The sequence below is a fragment of the Microbacterium sp. BH-3-3-3 genome (genome assembly GCF_007679045.1).
In the GTDB taxonomy this organism is placed as follows: Bacteria; Actinomycetota; Actinomycetes; order Actinomycetales; family Microbacteriaceae; genus Microbacterium; species Microbacterium algihabitans.
In genome coordinates this window covers 156,914-173,303 of record NZ_VEFS01000003.1, presented here as the reverse complement: position 1 = coordinate 173,303, position 16,390 = coordinate 156,914, and the positions used below count along the sequence as shown (strand labels likewise).

15 protein-coding genes are annotated in these 16,390 nt (G+C 70.7%); all 15 read left to right on the top strand.

All coding sequences use genetic code 11. The features are described from left to right. Positions 1-14 precede the first annotated feature (14 nt). Positions 15-932, top strand: coding sequence for a methionyl-tRNA formyltransferase (gene fmt / locus FS769_RS11160; RefSeq protein WP_144833421.1), 918 nt, complete (start codon positions 15-17; stop codon positions 930-932). Next, positions 929-2,299, top strand: a complete 1,371-nt coding sequence (locus tag FS769_RS11155) for an RsmB/NOP family class I SAM-dependent RNA methyltransferase (RefSeq protein WP_186325522.1) — start codon at positions 929-931, stop codon at positions 2,297-2,299. Before fmt ends, FS769_RS11155 begins: the two co-directional genes overlap by 4 nt. A 118-nt stretch (positions 2,300-2,417) precedes the next feature. Continuing rightward, a complete protein-coding gene (rpe, locus tag FS769_RS11150; RefSeq protein WP_144833419.1) occupies positions 2,418-3,089 on the top strand; it encodes a ribulose-phosphate 3-epimerase in 672 nt (223 codons plus the stop codon). 96 nt (positions 3,090-3,185) lie between these two features. Beyond that, complete coding sequence (locus tag FS769_RS11145; protein ID WP_144833417.1) at positions 3,186-3,449, top strand: phosphoribosyl-ATP diphosphatase; 264 nt, start codon at positions 3,186-3,188, stop codon at positions 3,447-3,449. Positions 3,450-3,495: 46 nt separating this feature from the next. Then, positions 3,496-4,338: an ATP phosphoribosyltransferase gene (gene hisG / locus FS769_RS11140; protein WP_144833415.1), complete on the top strand. Its 843-nt coding sequence runs from the start codon at positions 3,496-3,498 to the stop codon at positions 4,336-4,338. Further along, positions 4,338-5,102, top strand: coding sequence for an imidazole glycerol phosphate synthase subunit HisF (hisF, locus tag FS769_RS11135; protein ID WP_056231813.1), 765 nt, complete (start codon positions 4,338-4,340; stop codon positions 5,100-5,102). The genes hisG and hisF overlap by 1 nt, the downstream gene beginning before the upstream one ends. Then, a complete protein-coding gene (hisI, locus tag FS769_RS11130; protein ID WP_144833413.1) occupies positions 5,099-5,437 on the top strand; it encodes a phosphoribosyl-AMP cyclohydrolase in 339 nt (112 codons plus the stop codon). Before hisF ends, hisI begins: the two co-directional genes overlap by 4 nt. Next, the gene (locus tag FS769_RS11125; RefSeq protein ID WP_144833411.1) at positions 5,437-6,027 is read left to right on the top strand and encodes a Trp biosynthesis-associated membrane protein; all 591 of its coding nucleotides are present in this window, start codon (positions 5,437-5,439) and stop codon (positions 6,025-6,027) included. Before hisI ends, FS769_RS11125 begins: the two co-directional genes overlap by 1 nt. Positions 6,028-6,130: 103 nt before the next feature. Further along, entirely contained in the window at positions 6,131-6,361 is a 231-nt protein-coding gene (locus FS769_RS11120; RefSeq protein ID WP_144833410.1) for a DUF6704 family protein, read from the top strand. Between the two features lie 2 nt (positions 6,362-6,363). After that, complete coding sequence (gene trpC, locus FS769_RS11115) at positions 6,364-7,137, top strand: indole-3-glycerol phosphate synthase TrpC (protein ID WP_144833408.1); 774 nt, start codon at positions 6,364-6,366, stop codon at positions 7,135-7,137. After that, a complete protein-coding gene (gene trpB, locus FS769_RS11110; protein ID WP_144833406.1) occupies positions 7,137-8,480 on the top strand; it encodes a tryptophan synthase subunit beta in 1,344 nt (447 codons plus the stop codon). The genes trpC and trpB overlap by 1 nt, the downstream gene beginning before the upstream one ends. Next, entirely contained in the window at positions 8,477-9,268 is a 792-nt protein-coding gene (gene trpA / locus FS769_RS11105) for a tryptophan synthase subunit alpha (protein WP_144833404.1), read from the top strand. Before trpB ends, trpA begins: the two co-directional genes overlap by 4 nt. A gap of 10 nt (positions 9,269-9,278) precedes the next feature. Further along, positions 9,279-10,283: a prolipoprotein diacylglyceryl transferase gene (gene lgt / locus FS769_RS11100; protein WP_144833402.1), complete on the top strand. Its 1,005-nt coding sequence runs from the start codon at positions 9,279-9,281 to the stop codon at positions 10,281-10,283. A 52-nt stretch (positions 10,284-10,335) separates the two neighbouring features. After that, positions 10,336-14,913: a glutamate synthase large subunit gene (gltB, locus tag FS769_RS11095; RefSeq protein WP_144833399.1), complete on the top strand. Its 4,578-nt coding sequence runs from the start codon at positions 10,336-10,338 to the stop codon at positions 14,911-14,913. Beyond that, a complete protein-coding gene (locus FS769_RS11090; RefSeq protein WP_144833397.1) occupies positions 14,906-16,372 on the top strand; it encodes a glutamate synthase subunit beta in 1,467 nt (488 codons plus the stop codon). Before gltB ends, FS769_RS11090 begins: the two co-directional genes overlap by 8 nt. The last annotated feature ends 18 nt before the right edge of the window (positions 16,373-16,390 follow it).

The following is a 16,390-nucleotide window of genomic DNA, read 5'->3' as shown; positions in this document are numbered from 1 at the left end:
CTCTGAGGAGACCCATGCGCCTCGTCTTCGCCGGCACACCCGCCGTCGCCGTCCCCTCCCTGCGCGCCCTCGCGTCGGGGCCGCACGAGATCGTCGCGGTCGTCACGCGCGACGACGCGCCCCTCGGCCGCAAGCGCGTGCTCACCCCGTCGCCGGTCGCGCAGGCCGCCGAAGACCTCGGTCTGCCGATCATCAAGGCCGACCGCCTCGACGCCGACGTCACCGCCCGCATCGCGGAGTTCGAGCCCGAGCTCGGGGTGATCGTGGCCTACGGCGGACTCGTGCGCGAACCGCTGCTGTCGACGCCCGCGCACGGCTGGATCAACCTGCACTTCTCGCTGCTCCCGCGCTGGCGCGGCGCCGCCCCCGTGCAGCGCGCGCTCATGGCGGGCGATGCGGTCACGGGCGCGAGCGTCTTCCAGCTCGTCGCCGCGCTCGACGCGGGCGACGTGTTCGCCGAGGAGCGCTACGAGGTGCCGACCGGGGCGACCTCGGCCACGGTCCTCGACGACCTCGCCGAGATCGGGGCTCCGCTGCTGGCCCGCGTGGTCGACGGCATCGCCGACGGCTCGGCGACCGCGACGGCGCAGCAGGGCGAGCCGACCCTCGCGCCCAAGCTCACCCTCGACGACGGCGCCCTCGATCTCACCCGGGATGCCGAGAGCCTCCTGCACCAGATCGCCGGAGTCACGCCCGAACCCGGGGCCCACACCACCCTCGACGGAGCGCGCTTCAAGGTGCTGCGCGCCGCCCCCGCCGATGCGCCCCCGTTGCCGCCGGGCCGGGTCGCGGCATCCGGAAAAGACGTCGTCGTCGGCACGGGGACCACACCGTTGCGCCTCGACACCGTGCAACCCGCAGGAAAGGGAGCGATGAACGCGAGCGATTGGTTCCGCGGCCTCCGCACCGACGAGCCGGAGCTCGGCGCATGAACGTGCAGGGAGCCCGTGCCGTGGCCTACGAGGTGCTGCGCGCCGTCTCGGGAGACGAGGCGTACGCCAACCTGCTGCTGCCGCACGCGATCACCCGTCAGAAGCTGGATGCCAAAGACGCAGGTCTCGCGACCGAGCTGACCTACGGCACCCTGCGCCGACGGGGCACGTACGACGCGATCATCGCCTCCGCCGCCGACCGCACGGTCGATCGGATCGACCCGGCCGTGCTCGACGCCCTCCGCCTGGGCGTGCATCAGCTGCTGTCGACCCGCGTCGCCTCGCACGCCGCGGTGAACGAATCGGTCGAGCTCGCACGTCGGCACGGCGGGGGCCGCGGAGCCGCCGGCTTCGCCAACGCGGTGCTGCGCCGGGTGTCGCGCGACAATCCGGGGCAGTGGATGCAGACCATCTCGGCGGCCGCGCGCAGCGACGACGAGCGCCTCGGCCTGACGACCTCGCACCCGGTGTGGATCGTGCGGGCGCTGCGCCGCGCCCTCACCGCCGAGGGGCGCGCCGACGAGCTCGACGGACTGCTCGAGGCCGACAACGTCGCGCCGCGCGTGGCGATGATCGCCCTGCCCGGCCTCGCGGAGGTGCCGGATGACGCGACCCCCACGAGGTACGCCCCGACCGCGTTCACCACCCGTGGGGGAGACCCCGAGGGGCTGATCCGCTCGTCGGGCGGCACGATCCGCGTGCAGGACGAAGGGTCGCAGCTCGCCGCCCTCGCCCTCAGCCGTGCCCTTCCCGTGCGCGAGGGCGAGCGCTGGCTCGACCTGTGCGCCGGGCCCGGCGGCAAGACCGCGTTGCTCGCCGCCGAAGCCCTCGCCCACGGGGCGACGCTCGACGCCAACGAGATCGCCCCGGCGCGAGCGGGGCTGGTGCGCCAGGCCGTGGCATCCGTGCCCCTCGACGTCGAGGTGAGCGAAGAGGACGGGCGCGAGCGCGCGGCGCGGATGCCGGGGGAGTACGACCGCGTCCTCGTCGACGCCCCGTGCACCGGCATCGGGGCTCTGCGACGCCGGCCCGAGGCGCGCTGGCGCAAGACGCCGGCCGACGTGCCCGACCTCACCGCACTGCAGCAGGAACTCGTGCTCGCCGCCTTCGAGGCCCTGAAACCCGGGGGAGTCGTGGCCTACGTCACGTGCTCGCCGCACCTGGCCGAGACCTCGGGCGTGCTCGCCGAGGTGAAGCGCGCGCTCGGCGACGCGGTCGAAGAGCTCGACGCGCGCGCGGTGGTGCGCGAGATCGCCGAGGCCGAGATCGACCTGCCCGACCAGGCCGACGGGTCGCTGCGGGCGCAGCTGTGGCCGCACCGGCACGGCACCGACGCGATGTCGATCGCGCTGCTGCGCAAGCGCTGAACCGCGTCCGTCCCACGCGAGCCCCCGCGTGAGTCGCCAAGACCTGTCGCTTCCGTAGTCCGTGAAGCGACGAACTCTGGCGACTCACGCGATCCGCACCGGCGCCCATAATGGTCGGGTGCCTACCGACGCCCCGCGCATCAACCCGAGCATCCTCGCCGCCGACTTCGTGAACATGGAGGCCGAGCTCGCGCGCATCGCGGGAGCCGACTTCGTGCACGTCGACGTGATGGACAACCACTTCGTTCCGAACCTCACGTTCGGGCCGCAGATGGTGGGCCGCATCCAGGAGACCAGCCCCGTGCCGCTCGACGTGCACCTGATGATCGACGACCCCGACCGCTGGGCTCCGGCGTACGCCGAGCTGGGTGCGGCATCCGTGACCTTCCATCTCGAGGCCGCGGCGTCTCCCGTCGCGCTCGCCCGGCAGCTGCGCTCGATGGGCGCGCGGGCCGGAGTGGCCGTCAAGCCCGGAACCCCGGTCGAGAACCTCTTCGACTCGCTCAACGAGTTCGACCAGATCCTCGTGATGACCGTCGAGCCCGGCTTCGGGGGGCAGTCGTTCATGCCCGAGACCATGCCGAAGCTGCGCTCCCTCGCCGACGAGGCGAAGCGCCGCGGGGCCAGCGTCTGGCTGCAGGTCGACGGCGGCATCGGCGAATCCACGATCGCCCAGGCCGCGGAGGCCGGGGCCGACACGTTCGTCGCGGGCTCCGCGGTGTTCGGCGCCGACGACCCCGACCGCGCGATCCAGTCGCTGCGCGCCTCGGCCGCCCACCACCGCCACTGAGCCCGGCCGGCGAACTCCACGCTCGGGGATTGCTCCCCGCCCCGCGCGCACACGCCGCGGACAGCCCCACCCCCGCCGACCCGATACCCTGGAACCGTGAAAACTTTCGACGACCTGTTCGCGGAACTCAGCGCCAAGGCCGTCGAGCGACCCGCCGGCTCCGGCACCGTCGCTCAGCTGGATGCCGGCGTGCACGCCATCGGCAAGAAGATCGTCGAAGAGGCCGCCGAGGTGTGGATGGCCGCCGAGTACGAGACCGACGAGGCCGCCGCCGAAGAGATCTCGCAGCTGCTCTACCATCTGCAGACGCTCATGCTCGCGAAGGGCCTGTCGCTTCAAGACGTCTACCGACATCTCTGAGCCGCGCTCTTCCCCCTCCAGCTCACACAACACGAAAGCCCCCGTCATGCTGCGAATCGCCGTGCCGAACAAGGGGTCGCTCGCCGAGACCGCCGCCGAGATGCTCTCGGAGGCCGGTTACACCGGACGTCGCGACTCGAAAGACCTGTACACCGTCGACCCCGTGAACGAGGTCGAGTTCTTCTACCTCCGTCCGCGTGACATCGCGACCTACGTCGGCTCGGGTGCGCTCGACGTCGGCATCACCGGTCGTGACCTGCTGCTCGACGCCCGCATGCCCGGCGCGCGCGAGGTGGAGTCGCTCGGCTTCGCCGGTTCGACGTTCCGCTTCGCCGGTCGCCCCGGTCGCTTCACCGACATCGCCGACCTCGAGGGTCTGCGCGTCGCCACGGCCTACCCGGGTCTGGTCGACGCATTCCTCGACGAGCGCGGCATCGCCGTCGACATCGTCCCGCTCGACGGGGCGGTCGAATCGGCCGTGCAGCTCGGGGTGGCGGATGCCGTGGCCGACGTCGTCTCGACCGGAACCACGTTGCGCCAGGCCGGTCTCGAGATCTTCGGGCCGGTGCTGCTCGAGTCCGACGCCGTGCTGATCGCCGGTCCCCAGGAGGCCGAGGGCACCGACACTCTGCTGCGCCGCCTGCGCGGCGTGCTCGCCGCCCGCACCTACGTGCTGATCGATTACGACCTGCCCGCTCACCTGATCGAGCAGGCCGTCGCCGTGGCCCCGGGCCTGGAGTCGCCCACGATCTCGCCGCTGCGCGACCCCGAGTGGGTGGCCGTGCGGGTCATGAGCCCGCGCCGCGACGTCAACCAGGTCATGGACGCCCTCTACGCGATCGGCGCGCGCGCGATCCTCGTCACCGAGATCCTCGCCGCGAGGCTCTGATGACCCTCGCGCGTCGCGTCATCCCCTGCCTCGACGTCGCCGCGGGCCGCGTCGTCAAGGGCGTCAACTTCCTCGACCTGCGCGACATGGGCGACCCCGTCGAGCTCGCGAAGCTGTACTTCGAGCAGGGCGCCGACGAGGTCACCTTCCTCGACGTGACCGCCACGGTCGACGAGCGCTCGACGACCTACGACGTCGTTCGCCGCACGGCCGAACAGGTCTTCATCCCGCTCACCGTCGGCGGGGGAGTGCGCTCGAGCGACGACGTCGCCCGCCTGCTCGCGGTCGGCGCCGACAAGATCGGCGTCAACTCGGCCGCGATCGCGCGACCGGCCCTGATCGACGAGATCGCCGACCGCTTCGGCGCGCAGGTGATCGTGCTCTCGCTCGACGTCAAGCGGGCGGCATCCACCCCCTCGGGCTTCGTCGTGACCACCCACGGCGGCCGCACCGAGACCACGCTCGACGCCCTCGAGTGGGCGCGCGAGGCGGTCGAGCGCGGAGCCGGCGAACTGCTCGTCAATTCGATCGACGCCGACGGCACCAAGCAGGGCTTCGACCTCGAGCTCGTGCGCCTCATGCGCCAGGTCGCCGCGGTCCCCGTCATCGCCTCGGGCGGGGCGGGCGCGCTCGAGCACTTCGCCCCGGCCGTGCAGGCCGGCGCCGACGCCGTGCTCGCGGCATCCGTGTTCCACTCCGGCCAGCTCACCGTGGGACAGGTCAAAGACGCCATGGCCGCCGAGGGGATCGAGGTGCGCCGATGAGCGTCGACCGTGTGAAGTACGACGCCGACGGTCTCGTGGCCGCGGTGATCCAGCAGTTCGACTCGCGCGAGGTGCTGATGGTGGGGTGGATGGATGCCGAGGCCCTGAACCGCACGCTCACCACCGGTCGCGTGACGTTCTGGTCGCGGTCGCGGCAGGAGTACTGGCGCAAGGGCGACACCTCGGGCCACATCCAGCTGGTCAAGGGCGCGCGCCTGGACTGCGACGGCGACACCCTGCTGATCGAGGTCGACCAGATCGGCGCCGCGTGCCACACCGGCGACCACACCTGCTTCGACTCCGACGACCTGCACCCGGTCGTGGGGGAGCGCTGATGCGTCGCGCCCGCTCCACGGCGGTGCTCGCGATGCTCCTGACCGGCGCGATCGGGGTGATCGCGTCGACGCAGACCTGGATCGACGTCACCCTCGACGACGGATCGCAGCAGACGCTCGCGGTGCCCGGCGCCGAGGCCCTGCCCGTGCTCACCCCGCTGAGCCTCGCCGCCCTCGCCCTGGGCGCCGCCCTCTCGATCGTCGGCCCCGTAATGCGGTACGTCTTCGGCGCGCTCGGCGTGCTCATCGCCGCCCTCGTCGGGTTCGGCACCGCGCAGCTGCTGTTCGCCACCCCCGTGTCGGCGACCGCGGCGACCGTCACCGATGCGACGGGGATCTCGGGCACGGATGCCGTGGGAGCGCTGGTCCAAGACCTCTCGCTCACGCCGTGGCCGGCCGTGACCTTCGTCGCGCAGGTCGTGCTGCTCGCGGCATCCGTCTTCACCCTCGTCACGGCGCGACGCTGGGCCTCGGGCGCGAGCCGCAAGTACCGCACGGCCGAGGAGGCCGCGGTGACCGGCACCGGTCGTCCGCACGACGCGATCGACTCGTGGGACGACCTCTCGCGCGGCGACGACCCCACCGCCTGAGCGATCCTCGCGACATCGAGACGTCGGCGCGGGGACGGCACCACCGTTTCGGTAGACTGGACGCACGCTTTCCCCCGCGCTGCGCGCGACTGTAAGGAGCCCCATGAGCAACCCCATCGGCGATCCCGGCCACGGACACTCGCCCGCCGCCTGGACGACCGTGATCATCATGCTGGTCGCGATCACGCTCGGCACGCTGTTCTTCTGGTTCGACATGCCGGTCATGGTGTGGGCGTCCGTGGGTCTGCTCGTGGTCGGCGCGATCGTCGGCTTCGTCATGACCAAGGCCGGTTACGGCGCGAACGGCGCGAAGTCCAACCCGAAGGCCCACTGATCGTGCTGGCCGATCTCACGGCCGGAGCGGTGGAAGACGCCGAGCAGCGCGCCCAGGCGCGTCCGCTCGCGGAGGTCGAGCGCGACGCCCTCGCGCAGACCCCGGCTCGCGATGCCCTCGCGATGCTCGCCCCCGCCGACCGCGTGAAGATCATCGCCGAGGTCAAGCGCGCGAGCCCCTCGCGCGGCGACCTCGCCTCGATCCCCGACCCCGCTCGTCAGGCGCGCCTGTACGAAGAGGGCGGGGCCTCGGCGATCTCGGTGCTCACCGAGGCGCGCAAGTTCAAGGGCAGCCTGGCCGACCTCGAGGCCGTTCGTGCCGCCGTCAGCGTTCCCGTGCTGCGCAAGGACTTCATCGCGACGCCGTACCAGGTGCTCGAGGCCCGCGCGTCGGGCGCCGACCTGGTACTGCTCATCGTCGCGGCCCTCGACGACAAGACCCTCGCAGAGCTTTACGGCCTCGTCACCGACCTGGGCATGACCGCCCTCGTCGAGACGCACTCGGCCGATGAGCTCGAGCGCGCGTCGCAGCTGGGCGCGAAGCTCATCGGCGTCAACGCGCGCAACCTGTCGACCTTCGAGCTCGACCGCGACCTGTTCGGTTCGCTGGTCGAGCGTTTCCCCGCGGATGCCGTGAAGATCGCCGAATCGGCCGTCCTCGCCCCCGCCGACGTGGCGCACTACCGCGCGGCGGGTGCCGACGTCGTGCTCGTGGGCGAGGCCCTCGTCACCGGCGACCCCGTCGCCACGCTCCGCGCGTTCCTCCAGGAGTCCTGATGACCACCGTGCCCGACCAGAAGCTGCGCGACCAGAAGGGGCCGTTCTTCGGCGACTTCGGCGGGCGCTACATGCCCGAATCGCTCATCGCGGCGATCGACGAGCTCACCGAGGTCTACGAGTCGGCGATGGCCGACCCGGAGTTCCACACCGAGCTGCGGGCTCTGCTGCACGACTACGCGGGTCGCCCCTCGGTGCTCACCGAGGTGCCGCGCTTCGCCGCGCACGCGGGAGGCGCGCGCGTCTTCCTCAAGCGCGAAGACCTCAACCACACCGGCTCGCACAAGATCAACAACGTGCTGGGCCAGGCGCTGCTGACCAAGCGCCTCGGCAAGACGCGCGTGATCGCCGAGACCGGAGCCGGCCAGCACGGCGTCGCCACCGCGACCGCCGCGGCCCTGTTCGGCCTCGAGTGCGTCGTCTACATGGGCGAGGTCGACACCGAGCGCCAGGCGCTCAATGTGGCCCGCATGCGCCTTCTCGGCGCCGAGGTCATCCCCGTCACGACGGGCTCGCGCACGCTGAAAGACGCGATCAACGAGGCCTACCGCGACTGGGTCGCCTCGGTCGAGACGACCAACTACATCTTCGGCACCGCCGCGGGCCCGCACCCCTTCCCGGCGATGGTGCGCGACTTCCAGAAGATCATCGGCGAAGAGACCCGCGCGGAGTTCCTCGAGCGCCTCGGCCGCCTCCCCGACGCCGTGTTCGCGTGCGTCGGCGGCGGATCGAACGCGATCGGCATGTTCGACGCGTTCCTCGACGACGAGGGCGTGGCCCTCTACGGCGTCGAGGCGGCGGGCGACGGCGTCGACACCCCCAAGCACGCGGCCTCGATCGAGCGGGGTCGCCCCGGCGTCCTGCACGGTGCGCGCACCTACGTGCTGCAGGACGAAGACGGCCAGACCACCGAGTCGCACTCCATCTCGGCCGGACTCGACTACCCGGGCGTCGGTCCCGAGCACGCGTGGCTCGCCGACATCGGCCGCGCCCAGTACATCCCCGCCACCGACGACGAGGCCATGCAGGCCCTGCGCCTGCTCTCGCGCACCGAGGGCATCATCCCGGCCATCGAGTCGGCCCACGCCCTCGCCGGAGCCCTGCGCATCGGTCGCGAGTTGGGTCCGGATGCCGTGATCGCCATCAACCTCTCGGGTCGCGGCGACAAAGACATGGACACCGCGGCGCGCTACTTCGACCTGTACGACGCCCAGCACGCGCCCGAGGGTCCCGAGGGCGCCGCGCAGACGCGTGCTGCGGAGACGGTGGCATCCGCCCCCGGCTCGCCCGTCGACGTGACCCCGGCCCCGGACGCCGCCAGCGGCGCGGGAGTCGAGCTGTGACCTCTCGCGTCTCGGCGGCCATCGACGCCGCCCACGCCGAGGGCCGTGGTGCCTTCGTCGGCTACCTGCCCGCGGGCTTCCCCGACGTCGCGACCAGCGTCGAGGCGGCCGTCGCGCTGGCCGAGGCCGGCGCCGACGTCATCGAGCTCGGCCCGCCCTACAGCGACCCGGTGATGGACGGCCTGGTCATCCAGGAGGCCACGCAGACGGCGCTCGCGAACGGGTTCCGCATGCGCGACCTGTTCACGATCATCCGCGAGGTCACCGCGCGCACCGACGTGCCGGTCCTCGTGATGACCTACTGGAACCTCGTCGAGCAGTACGGCGTCGACCGCTACGCCGACGAGCTCGTCGCCGCGGGCGGTGCGGGCCTCATCACGCCCGATGTGACCCCGGATGCCGCATCGCAGTGGATCGAGACGAGCAAGCGCGCCGGCCTCGACCGCGTGTTCCTCGCCGCCCCCACCTCGTCGGACGAGCGTTTGAAGATGATCGTCGAGGCCTCCACCGGCTTCGTCTACACCGTGTCGACCATGGGCATCACGGGGGAGCGCACCTCGCTCGACGCCGCCGCGCGGAACCTCGTCGAGCGCCTGCGCTCGTTCGGTGCCGCCCACGCATGCGTCGGGATCGGCATCTCGAACGCCGAGCAGGTCGCGGGTGTCGTCGAGTACGCCGACGGCGCGATCGTCGGAACCGCGCTGGTCAAAGCGCTCCGCGACGGCGGCGTCGAGGGGCTCTCCTCGCTCGCGAAGGAGCTGTCCGCGGGCGCTTCGAAGCGCGCCTAGACTCGTCTGCATGACGTTCGCCCTCTCGAGCGCCGCCTCCGGCGTGCTCGCCAGCATCCCGAGCCCGACGATCTCCTACGTCGATCTCGGTCCGCTCCGCATCCACTTCTATGCCCTGTGCATCGTCGCGGGCATCATCGTCGCGGTGTTCCTCACGAACGCGCGTCTGACGCGTCGCGGGGCCGAGAAGTGGGTCGTCATCGACATCTGCCTGCTGGCGGTGCCCCTCGCCATCGTCGCGGCGCGCATCTACCACGTGGCCACGCACGCGGGCTTCTACTTCGGCCCCGGCTCCAACCCGTGGAACATCACGCAGCCCGGATCGGTGTGGGCCATCTGGGAGGGCGGCATCGCCATTTACGGCGCCCTCATCGGCGGCGCGATCGGCGCCTTCCTCGGGTGCAAGTGGACCGGCATCCGCTTCTGGACCTTCGCCGACGCGCTCGCGCCGGGCCTCATCATCGCCCAGGCCATGGGTCGCTTCGGCAACTGGTTCAACCAGGAGCTCTTCGGCCAGCCCACCGACCTGCCCTGGGGTCTGCAGATCGACTCCGGCAACCCGGCCATCCCGGTCGGCCTGCCCGCCGGCACCCTGTTCCACCCCACCTTCGCCTACGAGGTCATCTGGAACCTGCTGGGCGCCGCGGTCATCCTCTACGTCGGCAAACGCTTCACCCTGCAGTGGGGCAAGCAGTTCGCGATCTACCTGGTCTGGTACTCCGCCGGACGCATCGTGTGGGAGTCGATCCGCGTCGACCCGAGCGACATCATCCTGGGGCTGCGCACGAACGTGTGGGCCGCGATCTTCGGCGTGATCCTCGGCATCGTGATCTTCATCGTGCAGTCGCGTCGCCACCTCGGTCTCGAGCCCTCGCCCTACGCGCCCGGGCGCGAGTCGAAGGCTCCGGGGGCTGTAGACTCAGGCGACCCCTCTGACTTCGTCGACGTGAGCGAGCCGCCCGCGACGAGCGACACCGTCGGCACCAGCGCCACAAGCAGCCCCGCCACGAACTAACACTCTGGGCCGACGTCGTCCCATTCGAAGCATCAACGTGAGGACGGTTGATATGGCTTCCAGCCTGCGCTCCGACACCGTCGGAGGCACGTTCCCCGCCCGACAGGGAATGTACGACCCGTCGTTCGAGAAAGACGCCTGTGGCCTCGCCATGGTCGCCACTCTCCGCGGCGAAGCCGGTCACGACATCATCGACCTGGCGCTGACGGCGCTGCGCAACCTCGAGCACCGTGGCGCCATCGGCTCCGACGCGGGCACGGGCGACGGCGCCGGCATTCTGACCCAGATGCCCGACGCGTTCCTGCGCGAGGTCGTCGACTTCGACCTGCCGCCGGTGGGGGAGTACGCCGCGGGCATGATCTTCCTGCCGCTCGGCCACGACGAGCGTCAGGCCATGAAGTCGGGCATCGAAGAGCTCGCGCGCCACGAGAACCTCGAGGTGCTCGGCTGGCGCGAGGTGCCCGTCGAGACCGAGAACCTCGGCAAGCTCGCCTTCGAGGCGCGTCCCGCGTTCGAGCAGCTGTTCGTCTCGCGCCCGGCCACGGGCGACGAGCCGGCGCTGTCGGGCATCGCGCTCGACCGCCGCGTCTACCGCCTGCGCAAGCGCGCGCGTCACGAGCTCCAGGCGTACTTCGTGTCGCTGTCGAGCCGCACGCTCGGCTACAAGGGTATGGTCACCACGCTCCAGCTCGAGCCGTTCTACCCCGACCTCTCCGACGAGCGCTTCGCCTCGGAGCTCGCGGTCGTGCACTCGCGATACTCCACGAACACGTTCCCGTCGTGGCCGCTCGCGCAGCCGCTGCGCATGCTCGCGCACAACGGCGAGATCAACACCGTCAAGGGAAACCGCAACTGGATGCGCGCGCGTCAGTCGCAGCTCGAGTCCGAGCTCATCGGCGACGTTCGCCCCCTGCTGCCCATCTGCACCGAGGGCGCGAGCGACTCGGCGTCGTTCGACGAGGTGCTCGAGCTGCTGACCTTGACGGGTCGCAGCCTGCCGCACGCGGTGATGATGATGGTGCCCGAGGCCTACGAGAAGCAGGCCACGATCGACCTCGACCTGCGCGCCTTCTACGACTACCACTCCATGCAGATGGAGCCGTGGGACGGCCCCGCCGCGCTGATCTTCACCGACGGCACGCTCGTGGGCGCCACCCTCGACCGCAACGGACTGCGCCCGGGCCGCTGGACCGAGACGACCGACGGCCTCGTGGTCATCGGCTCCGAGACCGGTGTGCTCGACTTCGCGCCCGAGCGCATCAAGCGCCGCGGCCGCCTGCAGCCGGGCCGCATGTTCCTCGTCGACACGGCCCAGCGCCGCATCGTCGAAGACGAGGAGATCAAGGCCGACCTCGCCGCCTCGCAGCCGTGGGGCGAGTGGGTCAGCAAGGGCCGCGTCAAGCTCAGCGAGCTGCCCGAGCGCGAGCACATCGTGCACCCCATCGCCTCGATCACGCGCCGCCAGCGCACTTTCGGCTATACCGAAGAAGAGGTGCGCATGCTGCTGACCCCCATGGGTCAGGGCGGCACCGAGCCGCTCGGCGCCATGGGCAGCGACGCACCCGTCGCCGTGCTCAGCGACCGCCCTCGTCTGCTGTTCGACTACTTCTCGCAGCAGTTCGCGCAGGTCACCAACCCGCCGCTCGACTCGATCCGCGAAGAGGTCGTCACGTCCCTCTCGCTCGGTCTCGGTCCCGAGCGCAACCTGCTGGCCTGGGGTCCCGACCACACGCGCACGGTGACCCTCGACTTCCCCGTCATCGACAATGACGAGCTCGCGAAGATCCAGCACATCGACACCGCCCTGCCGGGCCGGTCGTCGGTGACGATCCGCGGTCTCTACCGCGTCGAGGCCGGACACAAGGGTCTGCAGAAGCGCCTCACGCAGATGTGCACCGAGGTCGACCAGGCCATCGAAGACGGCGCCGAGTTCATCGTGCTCAGCGACCGCGACTCCAACAAAGACCTCGCGCCGATCCCGTCGCTGCTCATGCTCGCGGCCGTGCACCACCACCTCATCCGCAAAGAGACCCGCATGAAGGTCGGTCTCGTGGTCGAAGCCGGCGACGTTCGCGAGGTGCACCACGTGGCGACCCTCATCGGCTACGGCGCCTCGGCGGTCAACCCGTACCTGGCGATGGAGACCGTCGAGTACCTGGTGCGAGCGGGCTTCATCACCAACGTCACGCCCGAGAAGGCGGTCAAGAACCTGATCTACGCGCTCGGCAAGGGCGTGCTGAAGATCATGTCGAAGATGGGCATCTCGACCGTGTCGTCGTACGCCGGCGCCCAGGTGTTCGAGGCCGTGGGACTGTCGCGCGACTTCATCGACGCGTACTTCACCGGCACCGAGACCAAGCTCGGCGGCGTGGGACTCGACGTCATCGCGGCCGAGAACGCCGCGCGCCACGAATACGCCTACCCGCAGGACGCGGCGGCCCGTGCGCACGAGCGCCTGTGGACCGGTGGCGAGTACCAGTGGCGCCGTGACGGGGCCCCGCACCTGTTCAACCCCGACACGGTCTTCCGTCTGCAGCACGCCACGCGCGAGCGCCGGTACGACATCTTCCGCGAGTACACGCACCTGATCGACGACCAGGCGCACGAGCTGAAGACCCTGCGCGGTCTGTTCGGCCTGCGCACGGGCCTGCGGCCGGCCGTGCCGATCGACGAGGTCGAGCCCGTCTCGGCGATCGTCAAGCGTTTCTCCACCGGCGCGATGAGCTACGGCTCGATCTCGAAAGAGGCGCACGAGGTGCTCGCCGTCGCGATGAACCGCATCGGCGGCAAGTCGAACACCGGTGAGGGCGGAGAAGACGTCGACCGTCTGCTCGACCCCGAGCGTCGCAGTGCCATCAAGCAGGTGGCATCCGGTCGCTTCGGGGTGACGAGCCTCTACCTGACGAAGGCCGACGACATCCAGATCAAGCTCGCGCAGGGCGCCAAGCCCGGCGAGGGCGGTCAGCTGCCGCCAACCAAGGTGTACCCGTGGGTGGCGCGCACGCGCCACGCGACCGCGGGCGTCGGGCTCATCTCGCCCCCGCCGCACCACGACATCTACTCGATCGAAGACCTCAAGCAGCTCATCTTCGACCTCAAGCGCGCCAACCCCTCGGCCCGCATCCACACCAAGCTGGTCAGCCAGTCGGGTATCGGTGCGGTCGCGGCGGGTGTCGCGAAGGCGCTGAGCGACGTCATCCTGGTTTCCGGTCAGGACGGCGGCACGGGCGCGAGCCCCATGAACTCGCTCAAGCACGCCGGCACCCCCTGGGAGCTGGGCCTGGCCGAGACGCAGCAGACGCTCATGCTCAACGGCATGCGCGACCGCGTCGTCGTGCAGGTCGACGGTCAGATGAAGACCGGTCGCGACGTCATCATCGGGGCCCTGCTCGGTGCCGAGGAGTTCGGCTTCGCCACCGCTCCGCTGGTGGTCTCGGGCTGCATCATGATGCGCGTGTGCCACCTCGACACCTGCCCCGTGGGCGTCGCGACGCAGAACCCCGTGCTGCGCGAGCGCTTCACCGGCAAGGCCGAGTACGTCGTCAACTTCATGGAGTTCATCGCCCAGGAGGTGCGCGAGTACCTCGCCGCCCTCGGCTACCGCTCGATCGACGAGATCGTGGGTCGTTCGGAGCTCCTGGATGCCAACGAGGCGATCCAGCACTGGAAGGCGCGCGGCCTCAACCTCGCGCCGATCCTCGAAGGCCCCCGCTTCGCCGACGACGAGCCCCGCCGCCACGCGCGCAACCAGGACCACGAGCTCGAGGAGCACTTCGACGTGCAGCTCATCGAGCGCGCACAGGACGTCATCGCGCACGGCGGTCAGCTCACGATCGACCTGCCGATCCGCAACACGGCCCGCGCGGTGGGGACCATGCTCGGCCACCACGTCACCAAGGCGCGGGGCGAGCACGGCCTGCCCGAGAACTCGATCGACGTGCGCCTGACCGGCTCGGCCGGACAGTCGTTCGGTGCGTTCATGCCCGCCGGCATCACGCTGCGCCTCGAGGGCGACTCGAACGACTACGTCGGCAAGGGCCTGTCGGGCGGCACGATCGTCGTGCGCCCGCCGCGCGGTTCGACCTTCGCCGCGTCCGAGAACGTCATCGCCGGAAACGTCATCGGCTACGGCGCCACGCAGGGGCAGATGTTCCTCAACGGCGTCGTAGGCGAGCGCTTCCTCGTGCGCAACTCGGGTGCGACCGCGGTCGTCGAGGGCGTGGGCGACCACGCGCTCGAGTACATGACCGGTGGTCTCGCCGTGATCCTCGGCGCCACGGGCCGCAACCTCGGCGCCGGCATGTCGGGCGGCCAGGCCTACGTCTACAAGCTCGACCGCGACCTCGTGAACCGCGAGGCCATGGCATCCGGTGAACTCGAACTCGGTTCCCTCGGAGCGGGGGATGCCGAGATCCTGCGCGACCTGCTCGAAAAGCACGTCGCGGAGACCGATTCCACCCTCGCCCGTCGTCTGCTCGACGAGTTCGAAACCGAGGTGGACAACTTCGTCCGGGTGCTGCCACGCGACTACGCCGCCGTGCTGCAGACCCGCCAGGAGGCGGTGTCGGAGGGGCTCGACCCCGACGGCGACGTCGTCTGGAAGCGCATTCTGGAGGTGACGGGTGGCTGACCCGAAAGGTTTTCTCAAGACCACGGAGCGCGAGCTTCCGAAGCGTCGTCCCGTTCCGGTCCGCATCATGGACTGGAAAGAGGTGTACGAGCCGGGTGATTCGGCCGTCATCAAGCGCCAGGCCGGTCGCTGCATGGACTGCGGCATCCCGTTCTGCCACAAGGGCTGCCCGCTCGGGAACCTGATCCCCGAGTGGAACGACCTCACGTGGCGCGGCGAGGGCCGTGCGGCCATCGAGCGCCTTCACGCGACCAACAACTTCCCGGAATTCACCGGTCGCCTGTGCCCCGCGCCCTGCGAGAGCTCGTGCGTGCTCGGCATCAACCAGCCGGCCGTCACGATCAAGCAGGTCGAGGTCTCGATCATCGACGAGGCGTTCGGCAACGGCTGGGTCGAGCCCGAGCCGCCCGAGCGCCTGACCGGCAAGACGGTCGCCGTCGTCGGCTCCGGCCCCGCCGGACTCGCCGCCGCCCAGCAGCTCACGCGCGCCGGGCACACGGTCGCGGTGTTCGAGCGCGACGACCGGATCGGTGGTCTGCTGCGCTACGGCATCCCCGACTTCAAGATGGAGAAGCGCCACCTCGAGCTGCGCCTGCGCCAGATGCAGGCCGAGGGCACGCGTTTCCGCGCGGGCGTCGAGATCGGCAAGGACATCTCGTGGAGCGACCTGCGGGCGCGCTACGACGCGGTCGTGGTGGCCACCGGCTCCACGGTGCCGCGCGACCTCGCGATCCCGGGCCGCGACCTCGACGGCGTGCACTACGCGATGGAGTACCTCATCGAGGGCAACAAGGCCGTCGCGGGCGACCAGGTGCCGCACCAGATCACCGCCGAGGGCAAGCACGTCGTGGTCATCGGCGGTGGCGACACCGGCGCCGACTGCATCGGCACCGCGCACCGTCAGGGCGCGCTGAGCGTGACCAACCTCGCGATCGGCAAGCAGCCCCCGTCGGAGCGCCCGGCCGAGCAGCCGTGGCCGATGATGCCGAACCTGTTCGAGATGGCATCCGCTCACGAAGAGGGCGGGGAGCGCACGTTCCTCGCCTCCACCGTGGAGTTCCTCGGCAACGCCGCGGGCGAGGTGCGCGCGCTGCGCGTCGCCGAGACCGAGTACCTCGACGGTCGTCGCGTGCCCAAGAGCGGCACCGAGCGCGAGATCCCCGCCGACCTCGTGCTGATCGCCATGGGCTTCACCGGCCCCGAGCGCGAGGCGCTCGAGCAGCAGCTCGGCACGCAGTTCACGAACCGCGGCAACCTCGAGCGCGACGCGACGTACGCCACCACGACGCCCGGCGTGTTCGTGGCCGGCGACGCGGGTCGCGGTCAGTCCCTCATCGTGTGGGCCATCGCCGAGGGTCGCGCCGCGGCCGCGGAGGTCGACACGTTCCTCATGGGCGAAACGGTGCTGCCCGCACCGGTGCGCCCGACCGATGTCGCCATCGGCCTCCTGCCCGCCTAAGCTGGCAAGGGCCGATCG

Coding starts and splice junctions, on each gene's coding strand:
- fmt (WP_144833421.1), top strand. CDS start 15: ATGCGCCTCGTCTTCGCCGGCACACCCGCCGTCGCCGTCCCCTCCCTG.
- FS769_RS11155 (WP_186325522.1), top strand. CDS start 929: ATGAACGTGCAGGGAGCCCGTGCCGTGGCCTACGAGGTGCTGCGCGCC.
- hisG (WP_144833415.1), top strand. CDS start 3,496: ATGCTGCGAATCGCCGTGCCGAACAAGGGGTCGCTCGCCGAGACCGCC.
- hisF (WP_056231813.1), top strand. CDS start 4,338: ATGACCCTCGCGCGTCGCGTCATCCCCTGCCTCGACGTCGCCGCGGGC.
- hisI (WP_144833413.1), top strand. CDS start 5,099: ATGAGCGTCGACCGTGTGAAGTACGACGCCGACGGTCTCGTGGCCGCG.
- FS769_RS11125 (WP_144833411.1), top strand. CDS start 5,437: ATGCGTCGCGCCCGCTCCACGGCGGTGCTCGCGATGCTCCTGACCGGC.
- FS769_RS11120 (WP_144833410.1), top strand. CDS start 6,131: ATGAGCAACCCCATCGGCGATCCCGGCCACGGACACTCGCCCGCCGCC.
- trpB (WP_144833406.1), top strand. CDS start 7,137: ATGACCACCGTGCCCGACCAGAAGCTGCGCGACCAGAAGGGGCCGTTC.
- lgt (WP_144833402.1), top strand. CDS start 9,279: ATGACGTTCGCCCTCTCGAGCGCCGCCTCCGGCGTGCTCGCCAGCATC.
- gltB (WP_144833399.1), top strand. CDS start 10,336: ATGGCTTCCAGCCTGCGCTCCGACACCGTCGGAGGCACGTTCCCCGCC.